General features: G+C 72.0%; 20 protein-coding genes. 5 read left to right on the forward strand and 15 right to left on the reverse strand.

Annotation, left to right across the window (positions count from 1 at the left end):
- Nucleotides 1-23: 23 nt before the first annotated feature.
- The 3 genes from ABFX50_RS18145 to ABFX50_RS18155 all read right to left on the reverse strand — a co-directional run bounded on the left by ABFX50_RS18145 (nt 24) and on the right by ABFX50_RS18155 (nt 4251).
- The gene (locus tag ABFX50_RS18145; RefSeq protein WP_346147798.1) at nt 24-989 is read right to left on the reverse strand and encodes a methionine synthase; all 966 of its coding nucleotides are present in this window, start codon (nt 987-989) and stop codon (nt 24-26) included.
- A gap of 80 nt (nt 990-1069) precedes the next feature.
- Nucleotides 1070-2992 (reverse strand): sensor histidine kinase, encoded by a 1923-nt coding sequence (locus ABFX50_RS18150; protein WP_346148076.1) that lies wholly within the window; start codon nt 2990-2992, stop codon nt 1070-1072.
- Nucleotides 2992-4251 (reverse strand): sensor histidine kinase, encoded by a 1260-nt coding sequence (locus ABFX50_RS18155; protein WP_346147800.1) that lies wholly within the window; start codon nt 4249-4251, stop codon nt 2992-2994. The genes ABFX50_RS18150 and ABFX50_RS18155 overlap by 1 nt, the downstream gene beginning before the upstream one ends.
- A 69-nt stretch (nt 4252-4320) precedes the next feature.
- On the opposite strand from ABFX50_RS18155, the gene ABFX50_RS18160 reads away from it, so the two are divergent.
- Entirely contained in the window at nt 4321-4956 is a 636-nt protein-coding gene (locus tag ABFX50_RS18160; protein WP_346147802.1) for an MBL fold metallo-hydrolase, read from the forward strand.
- A gap of 31 nt (nt 4957-4987) precedes the next feature.
- On the opposite strand, the gene mnmA is transcribed toward ABFX50_RS18160, so the two are convergent.
- The gene (mnmA, locus tag ABFX50_RS18165; protein WP_346147804.1) at nt 4988-6046 is read right to left on the reverse strand and encodes a tRNA 2-thiouridine(34) synthase MnmA; all 1059 of its coding nucleotides are present in this window, start codon (nt 6044-6046) and stop codon (nt 4988-4990) included.
- On the opposite strand from mnmA, the gene ABFX50_RS18170 reads away from it, so the two are divergent.
- Nucleotides 6045-7265, forward strand: coding sequence for a DUF695 domain-containing protein (locus ABFX50_RS18170; protein WP_346147806.1), 1221 nt, complete (start codon nt 6045-6047; stop codon nt 7263-7265). The two genes, mnmA and ABFX50_RS18170, sit on opposite strands and share 2 nt — an antisense overlap.
- Nucleotides 7266-7291: 26 nt before the next feature.
- On the opposite strand, the gene ABFX50_RS18175 is transcribed toward ABFX50_RS18170, so the two are convergent.
- The gene (locus ABFX50_RS18175; RefSeq protein WP_346147808.1) at nt 7292-8449 is read right to left on the reverse strand and encodes a cysteine desulfurase family protein; all 1158 of its coding nucleotides are present in this window, start codon (nt 8447-8449) and stop codon (nt 7292-7294) included.
- A 54-nt stretch (nt 8450-8503) separates the two neighbouring features.
- Here ABFX50_RS18175 and ABFX50_RS18180 point away from each other — a divergent pair, with 54 nt between their 5' ends.
- The 3 genes from ABFX50_RS18180 to ABFX50_RS18190 all read left to right on the forward strand — a co-directional run bounded on the left by ABFX50_RS18180 (nt 8504) and on the right by ABFX50_RS18190 (nt 10973).
- Nucleotides 8504-9004, forward strand: coding sequence for a TetR/AcrR family transcriptional regulator (locus ABFX50_RS18180; protein ID WP_183656159.1), 501 nt, complete (start codon nt 8504-8506; stop codon nt 9002-9004).
- 305 nt (nt 9005-9309) lie between these two features.
- A complete protein-coding gene (locus tag ABFX50_RS18185; protein WP_346147810.1) occupies nt 9310-10428 on the forward strand; it encodes an MFS transporter in 1119 nt (372 codons plus the stop codon).
- Nucleotides 10429-10475: 47 nt separating this feature from the next.
- Complete coding sequence (locus tag ABFX50_RS18190; protein ID WP_346147812.1) at nt 10476-10973, forward strand: HIT family protein; 498 nt, start codon at nt 10476-10478, stop codon at nt 10971-10973.
- Between the two features lie 63 nt (nt 10974-11036).
- Here the strand turns inward: ABFX50_RS18190 and ABFX50_RS18195 are convergent, their stop codons facing one another.
- The 10 genes from ABFX50_RS18195 to ABFX50_RS18240 all read right to left on the reverse strand — a co-directional run bounded on the left by ABFX50_RS18195 (nt 11037) and on the right by ABFX50_RS18240 (nt 23181).
- Entirely contained in the window at nt 11037-11990 is a 954-nt protein-coding gene (locus ABFX50_RS18195) for an electron transfer flavoprotein subunit alpha/FixB family protein (protein WP_346147815.1), read from the reverse strand.
- A 21-nt stretch (nt 11991-12011) separates the two neighbouring features.
- The gene (locus ABFX50_RS18200; RefSeq protein WP_183656153.1) at nt 12012-12791 is read right to left on the reverse strand and encodes an electron transfer flavoprotein subunit beta/FixA family protein; all 780 of its coding nucleotides are present in this window, start codon (nt 12789-12791) and stop codon (nt 12012-12014) included.
- A 194-nt stretch (nt 12792-12985) separates the two neighbouring features.
- Nucleotides 12986-14326 carry a serine/threonine-protein kinase gene (locus tag ABFX50_RS18205; RefSeq protein ID WP_346147817.1) on the reverse strand — a complete coding sequence of 447 codons (1341 nt, stop codon included), beginning with the start codon at nt 14324-14326 and terminating at the stop codon, nt 12986-12988.
- A 39-nt stretch (nt 14327-14365) separates the two neighbouring features.
- Nucleotides 14366-16192 (reverse strand): protein kinase domain-containing protein, encoded by a 1827-nt coding sequence (locus ABFX50_RS18210; RefSeq protein WP_346147819.1) that lies wholly within the window; start codon nt 16190-16192, stop codon nt 14366-14368.
- Nucleotides 16193-16196: 4 nt separating this feature from the next.
- The gene (locus tag ABFX50_RS18215) at nt 16197-18566 is read right to left on the reverse strand and encodes a serine/threonine-protein kinase (protein ID WP_346147821.1); all 2370 of its coding nucleotides are present in this window, start codon (nt 18564-18566) and stop codon (nt 16197-16199) included.
- A gap of 121 nt (nt 18567-18687) precedes the next feature.
- Nucleotides 18688-19203, reverse strand: a complete 516-nt coding sequence (locus tag ABFX50_RS18220; protein ID WP_183656145.1) for a YbaK/EbsC family protein — start codon at nt 19201-19203, stop codon at nt 18688-18690.
- A 10-nt stretch (nt 19204-19213) separates the two neighbouring features.
- Nucleotides 19214-20767 (reverse strand): flavin monoamine oxidase family protein, encoded by a 1554-nt coding sequence (locus ABFX50_RS18225; protein ID WP_346147824.1) that lies wholly within the window; start codon nt 20765-20767, stop codon nt 19214-19216.
- Nucleotides 20760-21602, reverse strand: coding sequence for a M55 family metallopeptidase (locus ABFX50_RS18230; RefSeq protein WP_346147826.1), 843 nt, complete (start codon nt 21600-21602; stop codon nt 20760-20762). Before ABFX50_RS18230 ends, ABFX50_RS18225 begins: the two co-directional genes overlap by 8 nt.
- Nucleotides 21599-22810, reverse strand: coding sequence for a DUF6395 domain-containing protein (locus ABFX50_RS18235; protein WP_346147828.1), 1212 nt, complete (start codon nt 22808-22810; stop codon nt 21599-21601). Before ABFX50_RS18235 ends, ABFX50_RS18230 begins: the two co-directional genes overlap by 4 nt.
- Entirely contained in the window at nt 22801-23181 is a 381-nt protein-coding gene (locus ABFX50_RS18240; RefSeq protein ID WP_346147830.1) for a hypothetical protein, read from the reverse strand. Before ABFX50_RS18240 ends, ABFX50_RS18235 begins: the two co-directional genes overlap by 10 nt.
- Between the last annotated feature and the right edge of the window lie 42 nt (nt 23182-23223).

Raw genomic sequence — 23223 nt, forward strand, 5'->3', positions numbered from 1 at the left:
GCCGTCAAGACCCGCGCGGGGAATCAGTCTCCGCGAAGCGCCTTCGCCGTCTCCCTGAGTCTGCCGAGCGCCGCCTTGGCGTAGGCGGGCGAGGCGCCGGCCAGCCCGCACGTGGGCGTGAGCACCACCCTGTTCTGGAGGTCCTCGGCGGCGAAGCCGAGCCGCTGCCACAGGTCGGTGGCGGTCTTGGCGATCATTTTCACGTCGGGCAGGCTGCTGTCGAGGCCGGGCAGCACGCCGAGGAAGAAGTTCACGCCCGCCTCGATCGCCTCGCCGATCGGCTCCTCGTCGCGTCTCGACAGCATCGAGGCGTCCAGCGAGACCGCCCGCACCCCCGCCCTGCGCAGCATGGCGATCGGCACCCTGGGGGCGCAGCAGTGGACGACGGGGTCGGGGAAGAGCCGCAGCGCCTCCTCCGCCCGCCACTCCTCCACAGGGGCGAGCCTGCCGAAGCCCGAGGCCGTCGGCACGGTGCCCGTCAGCACCCCCGGCAGCCCGGGCTCGTCGAGCTGAAGGACGATCTCGGTGACGCCTGGCACCCGCCTGCGCACCGACTCCACGTGGTCGGTCACCCCCTGCACGAGCGAGGCGGTCAGATCGCGCACGGCCCCCTGGTCGGAGAGCATCTTGTCGCCGTGGCGCAGCTCGATCGCGGCCGCCAGGGTCCACGGCCCGCACACCTGCAGCTTGAGCGGCCCCTCGTAGCCGTCGGCGACCTCCTCGAGCCCGTCGAGGTCGCGGGCGAGGTGGTCGACCGCCCTGCGGTGGTCGCGGCCCGGCCGCGAGGCCAGGCGCCAGCCTGAGGGCTGCACCTCCACAGGCAGCTCGACCAGCAGCGCCGCCGTCCTGCCGACCAGGTCGGCGCCGACGCCCCTCGCCGGGAGCTCCGGCAGGTACGGCAGGTCGGGCAGCTCGCCGAACACCACCCTGAGGGCCTCGAAGTGATCCTCGCCTGGATGTGATCCGACACCGCTCGCGCCAAAGGACATGGGCCTTAGCTTACTGATGAGAGACGTCCGCGAAGGATCGCGTCCATATGCCGTCTGACCTGGTCCGACAGCGTTTGTCATCAGTGGAGGGGCAGGCGGGCCACTATCTCCGTGCCGCCGCCCTCGCGCCGCCTGGCCGTGCAGGTGCCACCCGTCTCGGCCGCGCGCTCCCTCATGGAGGTCAGCCCCACGCCCGCGGGAGGGCGGGGCGGCAGGCCCACGCCGTCGTCGCAGACCGCCACGCGCAGCTCCTGGTCCGTGCGTGCCAGGCTCACCAGGCAGGCGGTGGCGCCCGCGTGCCTGCGGACGTTCGTCAGCGCCTCCTGGACGATCCGGTAGACCGCCACCTCCACCGCCGCGGGCAGCCCGTCGAGCGAGCCCTCGGCCACGACGTCCACGCGCGGCCCAGGGGCCTGGCCGAACAGGCGCAGCGCCCCTTCGAGTCCGAGGTCGTCGAGGGCGGGCGGGCGCAGGCCGTAGACCAGCTCGCGCACCGACACGATCGTCGAGGTCATCTCCTCGCGCACGCGCGCCAGCAGCGGCGCCACCGACTCGGGGTCGCGCGCGAGCCGCCTGCGAGCCTCGTCGATCGTCATCGTGACGCTGGTCAGCGCGGGGCCGAGCCCGTCGTGCAGCTCCCTGCCGAGCCGCCGCCGCTCCTCGTCGCGGGTGGTCCTGATGCTCTCGCGCGAGCGCCGCAGATCGGTGGTCAGGCGTACGGCGTGCGCCAGCTCGGCCAGGTGCTTGGCCAGCACGGCCAGCGGCTCCCTGCCCTGCCTGACGCCGTTGAGCAGCAGCCGTCCCACGGGCTCGCCGTGCCAGTCGAGCGGCACCGCCTTCGGCTCCTCGCCCAGCTCGCCGTCCACGATCGTGACCGTCCCCTCGATCTCGACGGCGGCTCCCCTCGCGCCGAGCGCCCACCTGACCACCGAGGTCGCGGTGGCCAGCGCCTCGGCGGGGTCGCCCGCCTCCTGCACGGTACGGCTGAGCCTGTCGGCCGCCCTGTAGGGGTCGCGCTCGACGTCGAACAGGCGGTCGGCGGCCTGCTGGAGGCGCAGCCTCACCGGATGGAAGAGCGCGCCCGCCAGCATCGCCGCCACCAGGCCCGCGACAGGGCCGTAGGAGCCGACCAGGTGGTCGCCCAGCCAGATCAGCGCGGCGTAGATGACGCCGACGACGACCGCGAGCCCGCCGTACACCAGGGTCCTGTTGAGGATGATCTGGATGCCGTAGAGCCGGTGGCGCAGCACGGCGGCGATGATCGAGATCGGGATGCCGCCGGCCAGGACCAGCTGCACGGCCCCCAGCACCGGGTCGTCGCCGCGCACCAGCCAGAAGCCGACGAACACGCCCATGGTGGCGGCGTACCAGGCGATCTGCCTGCGCAGCTCAGGACCGGCCGCCAGATAGCGGGAGACCAGCGAGAGCAGGCCGAGCACCGACAGGCCCATCATCGGCGGGGTGATCCACCTCTCGACGGTCTCGGGGATCGTGCCCAGCGCCTCGACGCCGAAGGGGTTGTCGAAGCCCTCCATCTCCAGCTCGAAGCCGGCGTCGGGGCTCAGCCCGAGCAGGAGCGAGTGGCCGACCATCAGGAACAGGTTGCCGTAGAGCACCCACCGCCACCGCCTGGACGGCAGGCGCCCGTCGGGGAAGAGCAGCGGCATGATCCCGATGAAGGTCGGCACCGCCCACAGCCACAGCCACAGCGCCAGCCAGCCCAGATAGGGGACGTACGGTCCTGGCGCGTGGGCGGTCAGCCAGTGCGTGCCGGAGAAGGCGAGGCTGTAGACCGCCCACACGACGCCGGTGCCCCACATGATCCACAGGAACGGCAGCCTGGGCCTGCGGTCGATCAGGAAGGCCGCGGCGACGGGGAAGAGCAGCGCGATGGGGTCGACGCCCTCCATCGAGGTGGGCCACGGCACCTGCTCGGTCATCCACCACGACAGCAACGCCGCCGCGGGCGAGAACACCGCGCCCGCCCACGCGATCCCGCGCATCACCGCGCCCCCTCCTCAGCCTTCAGCGGCAGCCGCACGACCACCTCGGTGCCTCCGCCGGGTCTGCCGGTGACCACGCAGTCGCCGCCCGCCTCCGCCGCGCGCTCACGCATCGAGGCCAGGCCCACGCCGTTGCGCCGCTCCTCCTGCAGCCCGATCCCGTCGTCCGAGACGGTCAGCCACAGCTCCTCCCGGCGTTCGAGCCTGATCAGGGCCGTGGTGGCGTGGGCGTGCCTGCGCACGTTCGTCACCGCCTCCTGCGCGATCCTGTACGCGGCCACGCCCACCTCAGGGGGAAGGTCCTTCAGCCGGCCTGTCACCACCACGACCACCCTCGGCCCAGGCCCTTCGGCCAGCGATCTCAGCGCGCCCTCCAGGCCCAGCTCGTCGAGCGCGGGCGGGCGCAGGCCGTAGACCAGGTCGCGCACGTCCCCTATCGCCGTGGCCATCTGGCTGCGCACCCTGTGCAGCAGCGGGTCGACCGCCGCCGGATCCTTCGAAAGGCGCAGCCGCGCCTCGTCGACGGTCATCGCCAGGCTGGCCAGCGTGGGGCCGAGCCCGTCGTGCAGGTCCCTGCGCAGCCTGCGGCGCTCCTCCTCGCGGGTGGCCAGGATGCGCTCCCTGGAACGCTGCAGATCGGCGGTCAGCCGTACGGCGTGGGCCACCTCGGCCAGATGCCTGACCAGCATGTCGAGCAGACCAGGATCGGGCGGCTCGCCCGCCAGCAGCAGCCGGCCCACCGGACGGCCGTGCCAGATCAGCGGCGTGGCCTGCTCGCCAGGCTCGCCGTCGCCCACCCTGCGCAGGCTGCCGTCGGACAGCAGCACCTCGACCGCCACCCCGTCGGCCTGGAGCGCCTGCCTGATCGCGGTCGCCGCCGACTCCAGCGCCTCGACGGGGCCGCTGGCCCGCTGGACGCTCTGGTTGAGCCGGTCGGCCACCCTGTAGGGGTCGCGCTCGACCTTGAACAGGCGGTCCGCGACCTCCTGGAGGCGTTGCCTCACTGGGTGGAACAGGGCCCCCGCCGCCAGCGCGGCGACCAGGCCGGCCCACGAGCCGAGGCCCGCCGCCACGGCGATGATCCCGAAGTAGACGGCTCCGACGACCGCGGTGAGGACGGCGTAGACGAGCGCGCGGTTGACGACCAGGGCGAGGTGCCTGCGACGGTCGCGCGGGAACGCTCCAAAGGAGAGGACGCCGGACCGGCCCGCCGCGACCCCCTGCGGCAGGCCCTGCGCCCCCAGTAATTTTCTCCCCATATGTCGCGGATCCTAGGGGCGAGATGTCCCGTCGTCACGGGACTCAGGCCCTGTCCTATCGTGGGACAGGTGAAGCTCACCAAATTCGGTCACGCCTGCGTCCGGCTCGAGAAGGACGGCAAGGTCCTGGTCATCGATCCTGGAACACTCACCGACGCGGCCGCCCTCGACGGCGCCGACGCCGTGCTGATCACGCACAACCACTTCGACCACGCCGACCGCGACAAGCTGCTGACCCTGTCCGCCGAGGTCGAGGTGTGGACCTGCCAGGGTGTCGCCTCCGGCGCCGCCGAGGGACTGCCCGCGAAGGTCCAGACCGTACGGCACGGCGACGCCTTCGACACGGCGGGCTTCGGCGTGAAGGTGTTCGGCGAATGGCACGCCGCCAACCACCCCGACATGCCGATCGTCGACAACGTCGGCTTCCTGCTGGACGAGGAGGTGTTCTACCCGGGCGACGCCTTCACCGTGCCCGACGCCTCCGTCGGGACGCTCATGGTGCCCACGGGCGCGCCCTGGCTGAAGATGTCGGAGGTCATCGGGTACCTGCGCACGGTGAAGCCCGCTCGCGCCTACTCCACCCACGACGCGCTCTACAGCGAGGCCGGCCTCGGCCTGGTGGACGGCTGGCTGCAGATGGAGTCGGAGAAGCAGGGCGCCGACATGCGCCGCATCGCCGTCGGCGACTCGGTCACGCTCGCCTGATCCCGCCCCTCGGCCGACCTGGTGGAGAGGGTCAGGCGGCGGTGGCGATGGTGGCCGAGCCGATCACGGTGTCACCGGAGTAGAGCACGGCCGCCTGACCCGCCGCCACGCCCGTGGCGGGCTGGTCGAGCGTGATGACGACCTCGCCGTCGCGCGTCTCGAAGCGGCAGCCGTAGACCTCGCCGTGGGCGCGCAGCTGCACCGACAGCTCCCCTGTGGCCTCGGGGCCGTTCCAGACGGGCCGGACGCAGGTGATCTCGGTGACCTGCAGCGCCTCGCGTGGGCCCACGGTCACCGTGTTGGAGACGGGCTCGATCGACAGCACGTAGCGCGGCCTGCCGTCGGCGGTCGGGCGGTCGATGTGCAGGCCCTTGCGCTGGCCGACGGTGAAGGCGTAGGCCCCGTGGTGGGAGCCGACGACCTCGCCCTCCTGGTCGACGATGCTGCCGGGCTCCTGGCCCAGGCGCTTGGCGAGGAAGCCCCTGGTGTCGCCGTCGGCGATGAAGCAGATGTCGTGGCTGTCGGGCTTGTCGGCGACGGTCAGGCCGCGCCTGGCCGCCTCCTCGCGCACCTCGGCCTTGGTGGAGTCGCCGAGCGGGAAGATCGCGTGGCTGAGCTGCTGCCTGGTGAGCACGCCCAGCACGTACGACTGGTCCTTGCCCTGGTCGACGCTCCTGGACAGCACGCCGTCGGTGAGCCTGGCGTGGTGACCCGTGGCCACCGCGTCGAAGCCCAGCGCCAGCGCCCTGTCGAGCACCGCCTCGAACTTGATCTTCTCGTTGCAGCGCAGGCAGGGGTTGGGCGTGCGGCCGGCGGCGTACTCGGCGACGAAGTCCTCCACCACGTCGCGCTGGAAGCGCTCGGCCATGTCCCAGATGTAGAACGGGATGCCGATGACGTCGGCGGCGCGGCGGGCGTCGCGGGAGTCCTCGATCGTGCAGCAGCCCCTGGCCCCCGTACGGTGGGATTGGGGATTGGCCGAGAGCGCCAGATGCACACCGGTGACATCGTGGCCCGCCTCGGCGATCCGAGCAGCGGCCACGGCGGAATCGACGCCGCCCGACATGGCGGCAAGCACACGCAGTCCCATGACGTTTCGAGACTACCGTCTCGCCGGCGCCCGCTCGGCCCTCAGGGCCGCCGGCGTGGGCCGCCTCACCACGCCGCCGCGCCCATGGGACGCGGAGCGGCTCGCCGTACGGGACGAGAACGGGGAGCCTCGCGCCCGCGCGGTGCGAGAATGCTGGGTTATGCGACTGTTCGGGCGCAAGGACGAAGAAGAAGAAGAGGTCGCCGAGGACACCGGCGACGGGCTGGCCGAGTTCTGGGAGTGGTGGCAGCAGGCCAGACCGGGGATCGACGCGATGGTCGAGGCGGGCGAGGCCGAGCGGCTCTCGGAGCTGATCGCGCCTGCCGTCAGCGCGGTCCATCCCGGCCTGGTCTGGGAGGTCGCGCCCGGGGGGAAGGCACAGCAGGCGCTGGTGGTGACCGCGGCGGGCGACCCCGAGCTGCGGTCGCTGGCGCACCGGTGGGCCAGGGCCGCGCCCGAGAGCGACGCGCTGTGGGAGTACCACCCCTCGCGCCAGGCCAACCCCGAGGCGATGGAGCTCACGCTGGACGTGGGCGGCTACGAGTTCGCCCTCGACAAGCTGCTGCTCGGCCTGCGCGTGCCCAGGGGCGTCCCGCGCATGGACATCGCCGCCTTCCACCCCGTCTTCGTCATGCTCGACGAGGAGACGAGGATGGAGGCGACGTTGCTCTCCCTCGACTGGCTGCTCGGCGAGGACGACGTGGCCAGATGGGTCGGCGAGATCACGCCTGCCACGTTCCAGCCGATCGACTCCGTCGAGGCCGTGCACCTGCCCTCGGTGATCGCCGACCTGGCCTCCGAGTACGCCGAGGAGCAGTGGGCGCTGCTGGAGGGCCAGACCGCGGGCGGCGCGCCGCTCGTCGCCACGGCCCGCTATCCGCTGAGGCCCGTCGACTACCCGCTCTACGACCAGCACATCCAGATCACGCTGCCCTACGCCCACGCCGACGAGAACGGCCTGCCCGTGGACGGGTCACTGGCCTCGCTCAGGGAGTTCGAGGAACGGCTGGCGGCCCGCCTGGGCAGGCTGCACGCCGACGGGGTGCTGGCCGCGCACCTCAGCGCCGAGGGCACGAGGGTCATCCATGTCTACGCCGACCCCACAGGCGAGGCGGCCATCCACGCCAAGGAGCTGATCGTGAGCTGGGAGGAGGGCCAGCCGCTCGTCGACGTGGTCAGCGATCCCGGCTGGACCTCGGTCGCGCCGTTCCTGTCCTAGCCCGGCCGGTCCGGCCCGCCGTGCGCTCAGCTGAGGCCCGCGCGGCGGGCTCGCTCGACGGCGGCGGGCAAAACCTCGATCAGGCGGTCGACGTCGTCCTGCGTGGAGGTGTGGCCCAGGGTGAAGCGGAGCGAGCCGCGGGCGGCCGCGGCGGGCGCGCCCATCGCCAGCAGCACGTGGGACGGCTGAGCCACCCCGGCCGAGCAGGCCGAGCCCGTCGAGCACTCCACACCCTTGGCGTCGAGAAGCATCAGCAGCGCGTCGCCCTCACAGCCGGGGAAGGAGAAGTGGGCGTTGCCGGGCAGCCGGTCGACGGGGTCGCCGTTGAGAATCACGTCGGGCACGGCCTGCCGTACGCGGCGGATGAGGTCGTCGCGCAGCGCGCTGAGGCGGATCGCCTGCGCCTGCTGACCCTTCGCCGCCGCCTCGACGGCCGCGGCCAGACCGGCGATGGCGGGAGCGTCGAGGGTGCCCGAGCGCACGTCGCGCTCCTGGCCTCCGCCGTGCAGGACGGAGACGGGCGTGACACCCCGCTCCAGCAGCAGCGCGCCCACCCCCATGGGCCCGCCGACCTTGTGGCCGCTCAGCGTTAGCGCCTGCGCGCCCGAGTCGGCGAAGGAGACCGGCAGCACGCCGACCGCCTGCACGGCGTCGGTGTGGAAGGGGATGCCGTGGTCGCGCGCGATCGACGCCAGGACGCGGATCGGCTGGACCGTGCCGACCTCGTTGTTCGCCCACATGACGCTGACCAGGGCCACGCTCTCGGGATCGCGCTCGATGGCGGCGCGCAGAGTGTCGGGGTGGACCCTGCCGTGGGAGTCGACCTCGAGCAGCTCGACCTCGGCGCCCTGCCGGTCGGCCAGCCACCTGGCGGGGTCGAGCGCGCCGTGGTGCTCGATCGCGCTGATCAGGATGCGCCTGCGCGGCTCGCGGGCCCAGTAGAGGCCCTTGATCGCGAGGTTGTCGGCCTCGGTGCCGCCCGCGGTGAAGACCACCTCGCTGGGCCGGGCGCCCATGGCGTCGGCGATCGCCTCACGCGACTCCTCGACCACCCGGCGGGCCTGCCGTCCGGCGGCGTGGAGCGACGATGCGTTTCCGACGCGGCCGAGCTGTTGGGTCATCGCCTCGATGGCCTCAGGAAGCATCGGAGTGGTCGCCGCGTGATCTAGGTAGGCCGGGCTCACCCGATCAGCGTATCTCGTTTGCCACTGTACCGTCCGGACGGTACAGTGGACCCTATGAGGCGAGACGAGTTGCTTGACGCCGCGGAGGAGCTCCTCTGCGACCAGGGCTCGGCCGCGCTCACCCTCGCCGCCGTCGCCGACAGGGCCGGCGTGAGCAAGGGCGGGCTCCTCTACCACTTCAGCAGCAAGGAAGCCCTGATCAAGGGCATGGTCGAGCGGCTCATCGGGGATTTCGACGACCTGATGGCGGCCCAGCCGCACGACACCTACACCAAACGCTACCTGGGCGCCACGCTCGCCGCCGTCCGCTCGGGCCGGCTGCGACGATGGGCCGTCGTGACGGGGGCCTCGGGCAACCTGTTCCTCCTCGCGCCGCTCCGCGACGCGATGACCAGGTGGCACCGTGAGGCCCTGGCCGAGGAGGCCGACCCCGTCGCCTCCCAGATCGTCCGGCTGGCGTGTGAAGGGCTGTGGGACGTGGCCAGCCACGACCCCGGGCTCCACTCGGAGAGCGACCTCGTCGCGCTCGAGGCCAGGCTCCTGGCTCTGCTCTAGCGCCCGCGGCACGCCTCCTTCCAGAAGAGCCGCACGCCGCGCGTGGTCGCCACGTTCCCGTTTCCCCCGTTTCCCCCGTTTCCCCCGTTTCCCGGACGAACAGCGCCCGACCGGGCGCCGCCGCTCCTGGCTGCCATTTCCCTGACCAGCGGCGCCCCCGTGGGGCGCCGTTCACTGACTGAGCGGCGCCCCACGAGGGCGCCCACCTGACGATCCGAGAGGTGTTGACGATGACCCGCGACCTGAGGACTGCCCGTTATGGGTCGATCCTCACTTTTGTCCTGGCTGGCTTGATGGTGGGCACGATGACCGTGCGCATCCCGGCACTGACCGACAAACTCGGCCTGTCCGAGGCGACGGTCGGCGTGATCCTGCTCGTGTGGGGTCTGGGTGCGCTCGTGACCATGCAGTCCATGCGCGGGATCATGCAGCGCGCGGGCAGCCGGACGGTCCTGCGGGTCGGTGGCCCTGCCACCGCGCTGTCGCTGCTCGGCATCGGCTGCGCGCCGAACCTGCCGTCGCTGCTGGTGGCTGTGGCCGTCTTCGGCATGGCCTTCGGCACCGTCGACATCGCCATGAACGCCCAGGGCTCGACGGTCGAGCAGGCCTACGGCAGGCCGCTGATGAACGGCATGCACGCGGGCTGGTGCGTCGGCGCCATCGCGGCAGGCGGCATCGGCAGCCTCGCGATCGCCCTCGGCCTGTCCTACACCGCCAACCTCTCGCTGGTAGCGCTGATCTCGCTTCCCCTCGTCATGGTCATCGGTCGTACCTACCTGCCCGAGCCTCCCGTCGTGCGGAACACGGCCAAGGCGCGCAAGAGGCTGCCCGCGGTCGTCTACCTGCTGGGCGCGATCATGTTCTTCGCGTTCATGGTGGAGGGCACCGTCGCCGACTGGAACGGCCTGTTCATGCGTGACGAGCTCGGCGCGCCCGAGGCGATCGCCGCGCTCGGCTACCCGGTCTTCGAGGTCGGCATGCTGCTGGCCAGGCTGGGCGGTGACCGGCTGCGCGGGCGGTTCGGCGTGCGAGGCATCATGACCGTCTCCGGTGTGGCCACGGCCGCGACGTTCGCGATCGTGCTGACCGCCGCCACTCCGCTGATCGCGGTCTTCGCGATGTTCTTCGTCGGGCTCGGCGTCGCCACCATTTCGCCGATGACGCTGTCGCTGGCAGGCACCGCCACCGACAACCCCGGCCCCGCGATCGCCCAGGCGGGCGCGATGGGCTACGCGGGTCTGCTGCTCGGCCCTGTGGCGATCGGCCTGATCAGCGACTTCACCTCGCTGCGCATGGCCCTCGGCATCGCGGTCGTGCTCGGCGTGCTCATCGCCGTCGCGGCACGGTTCCTGCCCCGCCACGAGACGACCACGATCACCCCCGCCCACGTCGAGGAGCGCACCCCCGCAGGAGTCGCCGCCTGACCCGGCGGCCCCTTGGGGGCCGCCCGCACGCGTGAGAGGCTCGGTCGATGACCGCCCGCTCCGAACGGATGGACCTGGACGCCTACGTCGAACGCGTCAGGAACGGCCCCTGCTTCGTCTGCGCCATCGTGTCAGGCGACCCCGCCCACGACCTCGAGGAGATCCTCTACGAGGACGACAGGCACCTGGCCTTCCTCGCCCGCTATCCCACCGTCCCCGGCTACGCGCTCGTCTGCCCGAAGGCGCACGTCGAGCACGCGGTCAGGGACCTGGACGAGGAGGACTACCTCGCGCTGATGGCCGTGGTGCGCAGGGTCGCGCTGGCCGTGGAGGCGGCGGTGCCCTCCGAGCGGACCTACCTGCTCACGCTGGGCAGTCAGCAGGGCAACGCGCACCTGCACTGGCACATCGCGCCGCTGCCGCCGGGCACGCCGTACCACGAGCAGCAGTTCTACGCGCTGATGAGCGAGAACGGCCTCATCCCGTGGGACACCGGGCGGGCGGCCGCCCTGGCCGCCCGCATCCGCGCCGCGCTCGCCGGCTGACCGTCCGCCACGACACGAGAACGGCGGCCCCCTGAGGCAGGGGGCCGCCGTTCTCGTGCTGTGCTACTTGCGCTTGCTGACCTCGTCCGCCAGCTGCGGGACGATCTGGTGCAGGTCGCCCACGACACCGAAGTCGGCGAGCTCGAAGATCGGCGCCTCCGGGTCCTTGTTGATCGCGACGATGGTCTTCGCCGTCTGCATGCCCGCCCGGTGCTGGATCGCACCCGAGATGCCCGCGGCGATGTAGAGCTGCGGCGAGACCGTCTTGCCCGTCTGGCCGACCTGGAACTGGTGCGGGTACCAGCCCGCGTCGGTGGCCGCGCGGGAGGCGCCGACAGCGGCGCCCAGGACGTCGGCCAGCCCCTCGATGATCGAGAAGTTCTCCGCCGAGCCCACGCCACGGCCGCCGGAGACGACGATCGCCGCCTCGGTGAGCTCGGGGCGAGCGCCCTTCTCCTGCTTGACGCGCTCGACGATCTTCGAGGCCTTCGCGGAGTCCGACAGCGCGACCGACACCTCCTCCTCGGCGCCCGCGGCGGGCGCGGGAGCGGGGGCGGTGGAGTTCGGGCGGACCGCGATGATCGGCGTGCCCTTGGTCACGCGCGAGTGGACGTTGACGCCGCCACCGAAGATGGACTGGTCGGCGACGAAGCCCTCGCCCAGGCCGACCGCGTCGGTGATGACGCCCGAGTCGGTCTTGACGGCCAGCCGACCGGCGACCTCCTTGCCCTCCGCCGTGGCGGCGACGAGGACGGCCGCGGGCGTGGCGGAGCCGACCAGCTGCGCCAGCAGCTCGGCCTTGGGGGCGACGACGTAGTCGACCACGTCGGCGGAGCCCGCGACGTAGATCTTCTCCGCGCCGTACTCGGCCAGCTTGGCCTTGGCGTCGGCGCCGAAGCCAGGCCCCGCCCACACGGCCGACGGGGTGCCGAGCGAACGGGCCAGGGTCAGCAGCTCGAGCGTGACCTTCTTGACCTCGCCGTCGACCTGCTCAACGAGAACGAGAATCTCCGACATATCTGCTGTTCTCTCCCGTGCTCAGATGAACTTCTTGGACGCGAGGAACTCGGCGGCCTTGACGCCACCGTCGCCCTCGTCCTTGACGATCGTGCCCGCCGCGCGCGGAGGGGCGGCGGCGAAGTCGACGACCTCGGACCAGGCGGCGCCGAGGCCGACCTGCGCGGCGTCGATGGAGGCGTCGCCCACGGAGAGGGTCTCGACCGGCTTCTTCTTGGCCGCCATGATGCCCTTGAAGGACGGGTAGCGCGGCTCGTTGATCTTCTCGACCACGGAGACGACGGCCGGCAGCGTGGCCTCGACCTTGTCGTAGCCGTAGTCGGTCAGACGCTGGATGGAGATCGAGGAGCCCTCGACGTCCACCTTGTTGGCCAGCGTCAGCTGGGCGGCGCCGAGGCGCTCGGCCAGCATGGCGGCCAGCACGCCGGTGCGCGCGTCGGTCGACTCCGAGCCGAGGATGACCAGGTCGAACCCGATCTTCTTCAGCGTCTGGGCCATCGCGTAGGAGGTCGAGAGGGCGTCCGAGCCGTGCAGGGCGTCGTCGCTCAGGTGGACCGCCTTGTCCGCGCCCATCGCCAGGGCCTTGCGGATGGTCTCGGTGGCCTTGCCGGGGCCCATGGTGAGGACGGTCACTTCACCGCCGTGGGCCTCCTTGAGCTTCAGGGCCTCCTCGACCGCGTACTCGTCAAGCTCGTTGACGACGCCGTCGGCGGCGTCGCGGTCGAGCGTCTTGTCATCGGACCGGAGCTTGCGCTCGGTCGCCGTGTCGGGGACCTGCTTCACGCAGACGACGATGTTCATGGCCGGTGGCCGACCTCCCGTAATCGCATGCTCGGATGAGTGCTGTCCAGACTGCCAGACTGCCCAGGGCCCCTACTCCACGGCCCTCGGGTCGCCATGTTACCCATGAGTAGCTTTGACGCAAACCCGCAGGTAGCCTCACCTTACCGAACTTTGTTCCGGAATCCTGCTATCACCCCCCTCGCACATCGCGATCAGGCGTTGAGCAGGAAGACCACTCCGACGACCAGCGCCGTGCCCGCGAAGAGCGCCAGCGTGAACGGGCTGAACAGCGTGCTGAGCACCAGCCACAGCGCCACGACCCCCGCCACGGACGACAGGTCGGTCACCATGCGGCGGCTCCTGAACAGGCCACGCGAGAGCAGCGCGACGCCCGCGTCGACGACCACGATGAGCGAGTAGGAGGCCAGCAGGAGCAGCGACGCCTCGGGCAACGGGGTCCTGGCCGCGGCCGCCAGCAGGGCGACGAAGATGCCCGAGCCGACCACCCACCGCCTGCGGATCTTCTCCCTGTGGCGGGCTCGCGCCTCGTCCACCGCCGCCACGCCTGGACGCCACTCGCGGGTGGACAGGTCGTGCAGGTCGGGCGGCTCCAGGCCGGCCCTCCTGCCCGTCGAGAAGACGGCGCCAGGCCCTGCCTCCGTGGAGCGGTAGCTGCCCTGCTCGTGGCCGGCCGAGCCCGGCACCCCCATCGCGCTCGGCGCGGGACGGCGGGCCGTACCGCTGAGGCCTCGCACGCCGTGGCGTCCGCGAGCGGGCGCGTCGACACCCAGCCTGGCGCAGACCTGGGCGGCCGTCGGCCGCGCGGCGGGGTCGCGCACCAGGCAGTCGCGCAGCAGGGGCTCCAGCCAGGCGGGCACGCCCTCCAGGTCGGGCTCGTGATGGACGACCCGGTAGGCGACCGCCGACAGCGGGCCCGTGCCGTACGGCTGGCGCCCCGTGGCCGCGTAGGCCAGCGTGGCGGCGAAGGAGAACACGTCGGCGGGGGCGCCGGCCTCCTGTCCCTCCAGCACCTCGGGCGCCAGATAGCCCGGCGTGCCGACCACCGCTCCTGAAGCGGTGACCGACAGCGAGTCGAGCGCCGAGGCGATGCCGAAGTCGATCACGACGGGCTCGCCGTCGGCCATCATGACGTTGGCGGGCTTGAGGTCCCTGTGCACCACGCCCGCCTCGTGGATGGACATCAGCGCCTGGGCCAGCCCCCTGGCCAGGCGGTGCAGATCGTCGACGGGCACCGGCACGACGCTGAGCGCCCGCCCCTGGACGTAACGGGTCACGAGGTAGGGGCTGTCGCCCGACATCGAGGCGTCCAGCACCTCGGCCACGTGCGCCCCCTCGACCAGGCGCATCGTCTCGACCTCGCGTTCGAGCCTGGTCAGGGCGGAGGCGTCGGCGGCGACGTGCGGGTGCAGCACCTTGACCGCCACCGTGCGGCCCTCGGGGTCGAGCGCGAGGTGGACCTCGCCGAACCCGCCGGACCCCAGAGGAGAGAGAAGGCGGTAGGGGCCCAGGTGCTCACCGTCAGGCTCGCTCATGTCTCCATAGTGCCCCGCGGAGGGGCGCCGGAGAACACGTCATGACCAGGGTGTGAGGAAGCCGAGACCGAGGCTCGTCATGAGGGAGTCGATGAGCCCTCCGATGAGCCCCGTCACGCTCTCCCTGGCGCTGCGGGTCAGCTCCCTCACCACGTCGGAGGGCTGCTCCCACGGGTGCCATGTGGGCGCCTGGCCCATCGCGAACAGCACCGCGAGCAGCGCCGCCGTGCCGACGACCAGCGCGACCACCAGCCCGGCTCCAGGGCTGCGGATGACGCCGGTCAGCGTGCGGGTGACGGCCTTGCGCGGCGCGCCCCCTCCAGGCAGCAGGAACAGCCCGGCCGCGAAGGCGCCTGCCGCGTAGGCCACCGCCTGGTCGCTCTCGATCTTCAACCCGTAGTGCAGCACGCCCCAGACGCACACGCCCCACAGGATCGACAGCGGCACCTGCACCAGCGACACCAGCGCCGCCTTGATCAGCGCCCATGGCGTGCCGAGCAGGATCAACGCGGGATCGGCCGCGCTGCTGCCGCGCAGCTGGCGGCGCGCGACCAGGTCACCGAAGAGGTACTCGCCCACGCGCAGCACCAACGCGATCACCACGGCGGCCGCGCCGACCATCACCGGCATCATGACCGCCAGCGCGACCAGCAGCGTCAGCAGCAGCGCCGCGATGAGCGGATGCCCCACGCGGTACTTCGGCCGGTCGGCCCGCGGCGGCGTGTAGGGCCTCGGCTGAGTGGCGGGCTGCGGCGGCCGCACGGCCGCCGCCTGCTGCGGCGCGGGGTAGCCCGCGACCCGCTGGTCGGGGTACGGCGCGGGCGGCCGGTAGGGCGGCACGTTCGCCGGCACGTACGGCGGCGGCTTCGGCTCCTTGCGGGGCTTGGCCTCCTTGCGCGGCTGCGGCGCGGGCCTCGGCGGCTTGGCGTACTCGACCGGCGGCAGCAGGTCGGAGTAGCTGTCGTCGCGCGCGAGCGTCTTGGTCCTGTTGACCGGCGGTGGCGGCGACGACTCCAGGACCCGCGTGCCGCTCGGCGGGGTCTCGTTGAAGGCCGTCACCGAGGGGTCGAGCCTGCGCGCCATGCGCAGCAGATCCTGCGCCGCGGGCCTTGCGCGGGGGTCGACCGCCAGCGCCTTGCCGAGCCAGCCGCGCAGCCACGCGGGCGCCTTGTCGAGCTGCGCCCGGCCTTCCATGATGTTGAAGCAGATGACCTCGAACGTCCCCGTGCCGAACGGCGGAGCGCCCACGGCGGCGAAGAACACCGTGGAGGCCAGCGCGTGCACGTCGGCCGCCTGGGTGATCTCCGTGTCGCGGATGATCTCGGGCGCGAGGTAGCCGGGCGTGCCGACGAACATGCCGGTCTGGGTCAACCTGGTGGCGTTGACCAGGTGCGCGATGCCGAAGTCGATGACCAGCGGCTCGCCGTCGACCAGCATGACGTTGGACGGCTTGAAGTCGCGGTGGATGACGTCGGCGGCGTGGATGGAGACCAGCGCCGAACACAGCCCCTGCGCCAGCCTGATCAGCTGCGCCGCCGGCAGCGGGCCCTCGGCGAGGACGGTCTCCTCGAGCGTGCGCCCCGGAGCGAACCTCGTCACGACGTACGGCTGCCCGCCGACGAGCTCGGCGTCGAGCACCTCGGCGACGTGCCGGCTGCGCACCCTGCGCATGGTCTCGACCTCGCGGGTCAGCCGGTCTCGCGCCTTGAGGTCGGCGGCGACGTGGGGGTGCAGCACCTTGATGGCGACCTCGCGCCCCTCTTCGTCGATCCCGAGGTGGACAACCCCCATGCCACCCTCGCCGATCTTCCTGACCAGTCTGTAGGGACCGAGACGCTCGGGCGCCTGGGTGTTGCCGGTGCTCATCTACTCATCCCCCTCCTTGGCCCGCCTTCCCCCGCAGGTCCGTCAGCCTGTCCGTGAGCGGACTCACGTCGACGGGCACCCATACCGACTTTCTACCCATTTCGGGCACTGTGCCGAGCGCCAGGACCAGCGAGAGCGCGGCTCCGACGGCGAGCACGCCGGCGGTCACCATGGCCACCGTACGCGACGGAACCAAGGAGGCGAGCGTCCTGCGCATCTGCCGTCCCGGAGCCTCGACGCCAGGACCCGCGCAGACGGTCCACAGGGCGATCGCTCCACCCCAGGCCAGCGCGTTGGCCAGCGGCATCGAGTGCACGAGCACGGTGAGCAGCAGGGTGACGGGCAGGCCCAGGATCAGCGCGTACGGCACCAGCGCGACCGTGATGCCGATCGACTTCAGCAGCGCGGCGGGCTGGGCGAACACGCGCAGCACGTCGGCAGCGGCCGAACCCGTCGAACGCCTGACGTTGAGCTGCGGCTGAGCCAGGTCGGCCGCGCGCAGCAGCACGGCGAACGGGATCGCCACCGCGCTGACGATCAGCGGCGCCAGCACGGCGAGCACGATCATGACGACGAGCAGCATGGCGCCCGCGACGCCGTACGCCTTGGAACGCTGCAGCGCCAGGCCGGGGCGCGCCCCGGGGATGCGCGGCTCGCGCCAGGTCTCGGGGTCGGGCGCGGGATGACCGGCCTGCGGGTACTGGTGGCCGTAGGGCTGCGGGGCACCGCGAGGGTAGTCGGGCGCGTCGGGGCGCACCCTGCGCGTGGGGATGTCACCGTCGCGCGGGTACGGCGGTGCGCCAGGATAGCCGCCTGCCTGCCCGCCCTGGGCGGGGAAGCCCGACGAAGGCCCGCCCTGCGCGGGGAAGGCAGGCGCCTGGCCGCTCTGTGCGGGGAAGCCCGGCGCCTGGCCTCCGGGCGCGGGGAAGGCGCCTGCGTGGCCCGCCGAAGGGAAGGCGCCGGGCGGGTTGGGCGCGCCAGGAGGGGTGTGCGGGGCGCTGTGGTCGGCCTGGTTGCCCGGCCATGGGCGGCTTGCGGGCGGCTCGGTGGAGGCCCTGGTCGCCACATCCCATGGGTGGGCGGGCACGCCGCCCTCCTCGCGCATCTGCCGCAACTCCTCGGGCGTCACGCGTCTGGTCGGCCACGGGTCGCCGCCGGTCGTGGCGTGCTCGCCCGCCTGCCCTGGACCCGAGGGCCCATGACCGCCCGAACCCGGGCCCGTCGCCCCGTGCCCGCCGGTGCCGGGACCCGTGGGGCCGCCGCCGGCGGGGCCCGCCTGGCCGTGACCGCCCGTCGAGGGACCCACGTGGCCGCCCGTCGAGGGCCCCACAGGGCCGTGGCCGCCGGTCGAGGGGCCCGAGGGGGCCTGGTTGCCGAGGAGGGAGACGAACTCCTGGCTGCCGGGGGCGCCGGCGCCGGACATGGGCGCGGCGCCGCCGTACGGGCCTGACAGGGACGGCTGACCGAGCGGAGGCCTGGCGGGCGGGATCGCCGGCGTGGGCACGTCGGCGGGGTCGGTCACAGGACGCGAGCCCGGACGGTCGGGCCTGGGCACGGTGGAGATCTCGTCGGCCACCCTGGCGGACTTGGGCAGCAGCCTGGCGGTCTGCTCGGCCAGGTCGGCCGCCTTGGGCCGCTTGGAGGGGTTGCGCTGGAAGGCCGCCTTGAGCAGCGGCTGCAGCTCGCGCGGCGCCGCCGACACCTCGGCCTTGCCCGCCGTGATGTTGTAGAAGATCATCTCCAGCGTGCCCTTGCCGAAGGGCGGCTGGCCGGTCGCGCCGAACAGCAGCGTGCCCGCCCACGCGTGGATGTCGACCTCGGGGCCCGCCTCGTGACCCTCGATGATCTCGGGCGCGAGGTAGCCGGGCGTGCCGATGAACATGCCGGTCTGGGTCAGCCTGGTCGCGTCGACCGCCTGGGCGATGCCGAAGTCGATCAGGACGGGGTCGCCGTCGAGGATCAGCACGTTGCCCGGCTTGAGGTCGCGATGGATCACCCCGACGGAGTGGACGGCGGCCAGCGCCGAGGCCACCCCGTGCGCGACCCTGACCAGCGCGGGCAGCTCGAGCGGACCGTCCTGCTTGACGACCTCGTCGAGCGGACGGCCTGCGACGTAGCGGGTGACGATGTACGGGCGGTGTCCCGTGACGTCGGCGTCGAGCACCTCGGCGATGTACTTGCTGCGCACCCGCCGCATCGTGTCGACCTCACGCGAGAGCCGCCGCCTGGCGACGTCGTCGCCGGCGACCTCGGCCCTGAGGACCTTGACCGCCACCTGCCGTCCCTGCGGGTCGACAGCGAGGTGGACAACGCCCATGCCCCCTTCACCGAGCCGCCTGAGCAGCCGGTAAGGGCCTAGTCGGTCATCGTTCATGGCATGAAGCACCATACCGGCTCAAACCCCGCCCACGAGATGAACCACAAGGTCACATTCCCACTCGTGTAACGTCTGAAGTGACCCCATAGGTTTCCCAATCATCGGTCTCGCATTGGTCTCAATTCGCCAGATCGAGGACCTCCGCGGTCTTCAATCCGGCCAGAGCGGCCCCCGGCAGGGCGAGCTTCGAACGCCGCACACCACTGCCGATGACCACCTCGGGATGGGCCGCCACCCTGCTGTCGACCAGAATCGGCCAGCCCTCGGGCAGGCCCAGCGGGGTGATGCCGCCGTACTCCATGCCGGTCAGCGAGACCGCGTCGTCCATGGAGGCGAAGCTGATCTTGCGTGCGTCGAGATGTCTCCTGATCACACCGTTGACGTCGGCCCTCGTCGTGGCCAGCACCATGCAGGCGGCGTAGCGCACCTCGCCGCCCCGCCTGCCCGCCACCACCACGCAGTTGGCGGAGGCGTCCATCGCCACGCCGTACCGGTCGCAGAAGGCGGCGGTGTCGGCCAGCTCGGCGTCGATCTCGGCCACGCGCACCTCCTCCTTCAGCTCACGTACGGCTCTCGCCACCGGTTCGGCGAGCAGGTCCATCCGGTCGAGGGCGGGCACCCATCTGAGGTCCATGCGCAGGACCCTACGCCGACGCTGTGACACGCCGGTGCAGCTGGGTGACCGTACTCCTCGCCGACTCCATGGCACCCGCCTGCCATGCGACTAGGTGGGTGAGCCAGTCGCCCGCGAAGTACACCCTCCCCGACGGACGTTGCAGGAGAGTGAAGGACGAATCAAAGGCCGGCCAGCGCACCCATCCGCCCTGGAGATGAGGCTGGCGCTCCCACGCGATCGAGACGCTCGACAGCAGCTCGGCGCGGTACTTCTCGCCGTGGATCTTCTTGCCCTGGGTGAGCGCGCGGCGCCTGCGGTCCTCGGGGGTGAGCGCCCCGTACAGCTCGGCGGGCTCGCCCGAGTTGTAGTAGCCGACGAGCAGGCCGCGCTCGGAGTGGTAGCCGTAGGAGGGATACCAGATGTGCGTGATGTCGAGATCGGCCTCGGTGACGCCGCCGTAGATACGGTCCTCGAGCTCCCACCAGCGCCTGCCGTACTCCAGGCCGATCTTGCCTGCGGCCACGGGGACGGGCGTGCGGAGCGCCGCGGTGACGGGGGCGCCCAGGTTGTGCGGGATCTTCGCCAGGATGTGCGGGGGCAGCGTGGCGACGCAGTAGTCGGCGGTGAGCTCGCCGCCTTCCCAGGCGACGGTGACGGACCCGGCCTGGTCGGTGATCTTCGTGACCCTGGCTCCGGTCCTGACGCGGTCGCGGCCGACCGCCTCGACCAGCCTGGTGACGATCGCGTCCATGCCGCCGACCGGCTGGAACATCGGGGTCGCCTGGTCGTAGCCGAAGTCGTTGGTGATCGCGCGGCCGACTCCCGCGGCGAGCACCTCGTGCAGGCCGGCGGGTGAGGTCAGCGCTGTTCCGCCGTCCATGCCCGGATATCTCGTGAAACCGCGGCGCTCGGAGCCTTCGTAGGTGAGCTTGGGCCCCAGGTCTCCGAACCTGCGCAGGAACTCCAGGAGGCGCTCGCGGTCCTCGCCCGTGAGCCTGCGGTCGAGCGCGCGGTTGTGGGTGGCCTTGGCCAGCAGCTCCGCGACATAGCCGTACATGTCGGCGCGGGCGGTCTTGTTGCGGACCGTCCTTCCCTCGGTGTGCACGTACGCCGAGGCGTTGGAGTTGACGAAGGTCTCGATGGGGACGCCGAGCTCGCGGCAGTAGTCCATCGTCACCATCCACGGCGCGATCCTGCCCGGGCCCGCGTTGAAGTAGACGCCCTCGCCGAAACGGGCGTCCTGGGCGGCCCCGTTGAGCTCGGTGAGCCTGTCGCCGCCGCGCAGGGTGAGGTTGCGCCCGCCGATCCTGTCGCTCGCCTCGAGCAGCGTGCAGTCGTAGCCCGCCTTGCCCAGCTCGTAGGCGACCGTCAGCCCCGCGACGCCCGCGCCGAGGATGACGACCTTGGCGGCGCCCCTGCCCTTGAGCGTGAAATCACCCTGCCTGGGCGGGGTGAACGTCTTGTCCTGCTCGGAGGGGGCCAGCCCCAGCGCGCCCATCGCCGCGTACATCGCGCCGGCGCCGCCGGCCGCTCCGATGCCGACCAGCAGTCCGCGCCTGGTCAGCGTGCCCCTGTCAGCCATAGGGCCCGCTGCCGCAGGCCACCTGCCCACCGATGGTCGCGAACAGCCCCATCAACGCCATGATCTGGGTGAAGTCGTCGGTGGCGAACTCGATCTCCCGCGCGCCCGTCTGCTTCACGCCCGGCACCAGCCCGCAGGCCGCCGCGATGGCCGTGGAGTTCCACTCCACGGCCAGCGTGTACGGCCGGTCCGTCTCGTAAGGTGTGAACGCGCTCAACCTGCCGAGCGCTCGCGCCGCCCCCTCACGGATCCGCGCCTGAGCCACGCTCGGCGGCAGCAGTTCGGCCGAGAACTTGTCGATGCCCTTCTTGACCGCGACGGTCTCGACCTCGCCCAGCAGCTCCGCCGCCTCCTGGCCGACCGCCTCGTCGCCGGTGACCAGCGCGACGGGCACGCCGTGGAAGCCCGCGCACGCCGCGACCAGCCGCGTCTCGCCGCAGGGCTCGCCGTTCAGGAAGACGTTCTGGATCTCCTTGCCCATCCACGTGTGGTTGAGCACGCCGTGCTGCACGCCCGCCCTCGCGTGGTAGCCGACGAACATCGCGGCGTCGAAGGAGGCGTCGAGCCCCTGGGCCATGCGCTGCGACTTGCCGGGGCCGCGGATCAGCGTCGCGCGGGGGTCGAGCAGGTCGATCCTGAGGTTCTTGGTGGAGCCGTGCGCGTCGTTGACCAGCACGCTGGTGGCGCCCGCGTCGAAGGCGCCCTCGATGGCGGCGTTGGCGTCGGCGGTCATGAGCTCGCAGCCGCGCTCGTAGCCGCGCTTGCCCGCGTGCATCTCCTCCGGGTCGGTCAACCCGGTCACGCCCTCCATGTCCACCGACAGGTAGACCTTCATGCCGCGCCACCCCATGTCTCGACTCGCCGCGCCTGGGCCTCGTCCATGAACCCGACGTTCTCCGCCATGAACCGCTCCGCCCGCTCCCGCCACGGCTCGGGGATCTCCTCGATCGCCGGCCTGTAGCAGTGGTCGAGCCAGGCGGTGGACTCCTCGGTGGCCTCGAGGTACCCGGCCGCCCTGGCGAAGGGCGTCTTCTCGATGCCGGGAACCCTCGCGCAGCCGTACTCGATCATCTCCTGCCCGCCGTACGGCGGGGGCTCCTGCCACTTGCGCGCCACGGGACGGTCCGCGGTGATCGGCGTGTCCATCGGACGCCGCTCCACCGCGGCCTGGATGAGCTCCTTGTACAGGCACTTGCCGCACGTACGGCAGGGCCCCGAGGTGCCGCGCAGGCACCAGCGCACCTGCGCCTTGAGCGGGGAGTCGAGCGCGATCCTCATCGTGATCGCCTCGCTCACGCCGCCCACGGGCAGCACGATCCGCAGCCCCGCTGCGGCGAACAGCCGCCCCCACATGCCGTGGGGCGCCCACATCGGGTTGTCGGGGGTGAAGCGGTGCACGTACCGCCCTCCGCCGAGCCAGCGCGAGCCGATCTCGTACCCGAGGCCGACGCCGCCCAGCCCCAGCCTGTCGGCGTTCAGCAGGGCCCCCACCATGACGGCGTGGTGCTCGGGATAGCCGGGACGCGGCTCGGCCAGCGTGAACTCCAGGTCCGACTCGACCGTGGTCACCTCGCGGCCGGTCTGCGCGGCCAGCTTGGCCAGCACGTCGGAGCGGTAGTGCGGCCAGCGGTTCGGCACCCTGCTGTGCGGTACCCGCCTGAAGTGCACGAACGGCGCGTCGGGGAAGACTGCCGCGGCGGCCACCGAGTCGGCGCCGCCGCTGTAGGAGATCGCCAGCGTGGGGCCGGGGTCGCGCGGCGGGCCTCCCACGGGGCCCGCCTCGATCCCCCAGCCGTCGTGGAGCGCGGCGGCCAGCGCGCTCGACACGGGACGGTCGAAGGTGATGCGCCTCCTGGTCCAGGGCGCGACGACCGTCCAGGCGGCGACGGCCCAGAGGTCGTTGTGCGCGTCGGAGGGGACGCCCTTGACCTCGCAGGAGTTGACCGCCAGCTTCACGGGGTAACCGTCGGACACGGTGCCGGTGATCTCGTCCTCGGGGTCGAGCCTGAAGGTGAGCTCGCCGCCCTTCCAGCTCACGCGCACGACTGCCCCCCGCCCACGGCGCCCTCGTTCGCGGCCCTGAGTTCGTCGACCGCCTGCCAGAGCAGGACCTCGTTCTGCAGGATCCTGTCGAGCGCCTGGGCCGTCTCGTGGGCCAGCCTGTGCGCCTCGGCCGCCTTCTCCGCGACCGCCGTGGCGGCCGCCGCCTGCGCCGCGGGCTGCGGGCCCTGCTGCCTGACCGCCCTGAGCCGCCTGACCTCCTCCTGCAGAGTGGTCACCTCACGGCGCAGCGTCTGAACCTCCCACAGCGCGTCCTTGATGTCCTGCCGATGGTCGGCGACCGAGATGTAACGGGAGTCGAACCACGAACGGACGGCCTTCTTCAGCCGCGCGGGGACGGGGACGCGCATCATGAAACGCCACGATAGCGGCAAACCACCTGCCTCCTGAGCCGC

Origin of the sequence: Nonomuraea recticatena (assembly GCF_039533245.1) — a bacterium.
GTDB lineage: Bacteria > Actinomycetota > Actinomycetes > Streptosporangiales > Streptosporangiaceae > Nonomuraea > Nonomuraea roseola.

Bases quoted from the DNA above. Each gene is read 5' to 3' on its own strand.
- ABFX50_RS18190 (WP_346147812.1), top strand. From the start codon at position 10,476: ATGACCGCCCGCTCCGAACGGATGGACCTGGACGCCTACGTCGAACGC.
- ABFX50_RS18225 (WP_346147824.1), bottom strand. From the start codon at position 20,767: ATGGCTGACAGGGGCACGCTGACCAGGCGCGGACTGCTGGTCGGCATC.
- ABFX50_RS18145 (WP_346147798.1), bottom strand. From the start codon at position 989: ATGTCCTTTGGCGCGAGCGGTGTCGGATCACATCCAGGCGAGGATCAC.
- ABFX50_RS18205 (WP_346147817.1), bottom strand. From the start codon at position 14,326: ATGAGCGAGCCTGACGGTGAGCACCTGGGCCCCTACCGCCTTCTCTCT.
- ABFX50_RS18240 (WP_346147830.1), bottom strand. From the start codon at position 23,181: ATGATGCGCGTCCCCGTCCCCGCGCGGCTGAAGAAGGCCGTCCGTTCG.
- ABFX50_RS18170 (WP_346147806.1), top strand. From the start codon at position 6,045: ATGACGTTTCGAGACTACCGTCTCGCCGGCGCCCGCTCGGCCCTCAGG.
- ABFX50_RS18155 (WP_346147800.1), bottom strand. From the start codon at position 4,251: ATGGGGAGAAAATTACTGGGGGCGCAGGGCCTGCCGCAGGGGGTCGCG.
- ABFX50_RS18200 (WP_183656153.1), bottom strand. From the start codon at position 12,791: ATGAACATCGTCGTCTGCGTGAAGCAGGTCCCCGACACGGCGACCGAG.
- ABFX50_RS18180 (WP_183656159.1), top strand. From the start codon at position 8,504: ATGAGGCGAGACGAGTTGCTTGACGCCGCGGAGGAGCTCCTCTGCGAC.
- ABFX50_RS18215 (WP_346147821.1), bottom strand. From the start codon at position 18,566: ATGAACGATGACCGACTAGGCCCTTACCGGCTGCTCAGGCGGCTCGGT.
- ABFX50_RS18220 (WP_183656145.1), bottom strand. From the start codon at position 19,203: ATGGACCTCAGATGGGTGCCCGCCCTCGACCGGATGGACCTGCTCGCC.
- ABFX50_RS18230 (WP_346147826.1), bottom strand. From the start codon at position 21,602: ATGAAGGTCTACCTGTCGGTGGACATGGAGGGCGTGACCGGGTTGACC.
- ABFX50_RS18185 (WP_346147810.1), top strand. From the start codon at position 9,310: ATGACCGTGCGCATCCCGGCACTGACCGACAAACTCGGCCTGTCCGAG.
- ABFX50_RS18195 (WP_346147815.1), bottom strand. From the start codon at position 11,990: ATGTCGGAGATTCTCGTTCTCGTTGAGCAGGTCGACGGCGAGGTCAAG.
- mnmA (WP_346147804.1), bottom strand. From the start codon at position 6,046: ATGGGACTGCGTGTGCTTGCCGCCATGTCGGGCGGCGTCGATTCCGCC.
- ABFX50_RS18210 (WP_346147819.1), bottom strand. From the start codon at position 16,192: ATGAGCACCGGCAACACCCAGGCGCCCGAGCGTCTCGGTCCCTACAGA.
- ABFX50_RS18150 (WP_346148076.1), bottom strand. From the start codon at position 2,992: ATGCGCGGGATCGCGTGGGCGGGCGCGGTGTTCTCGCCCGCGGCGGCG.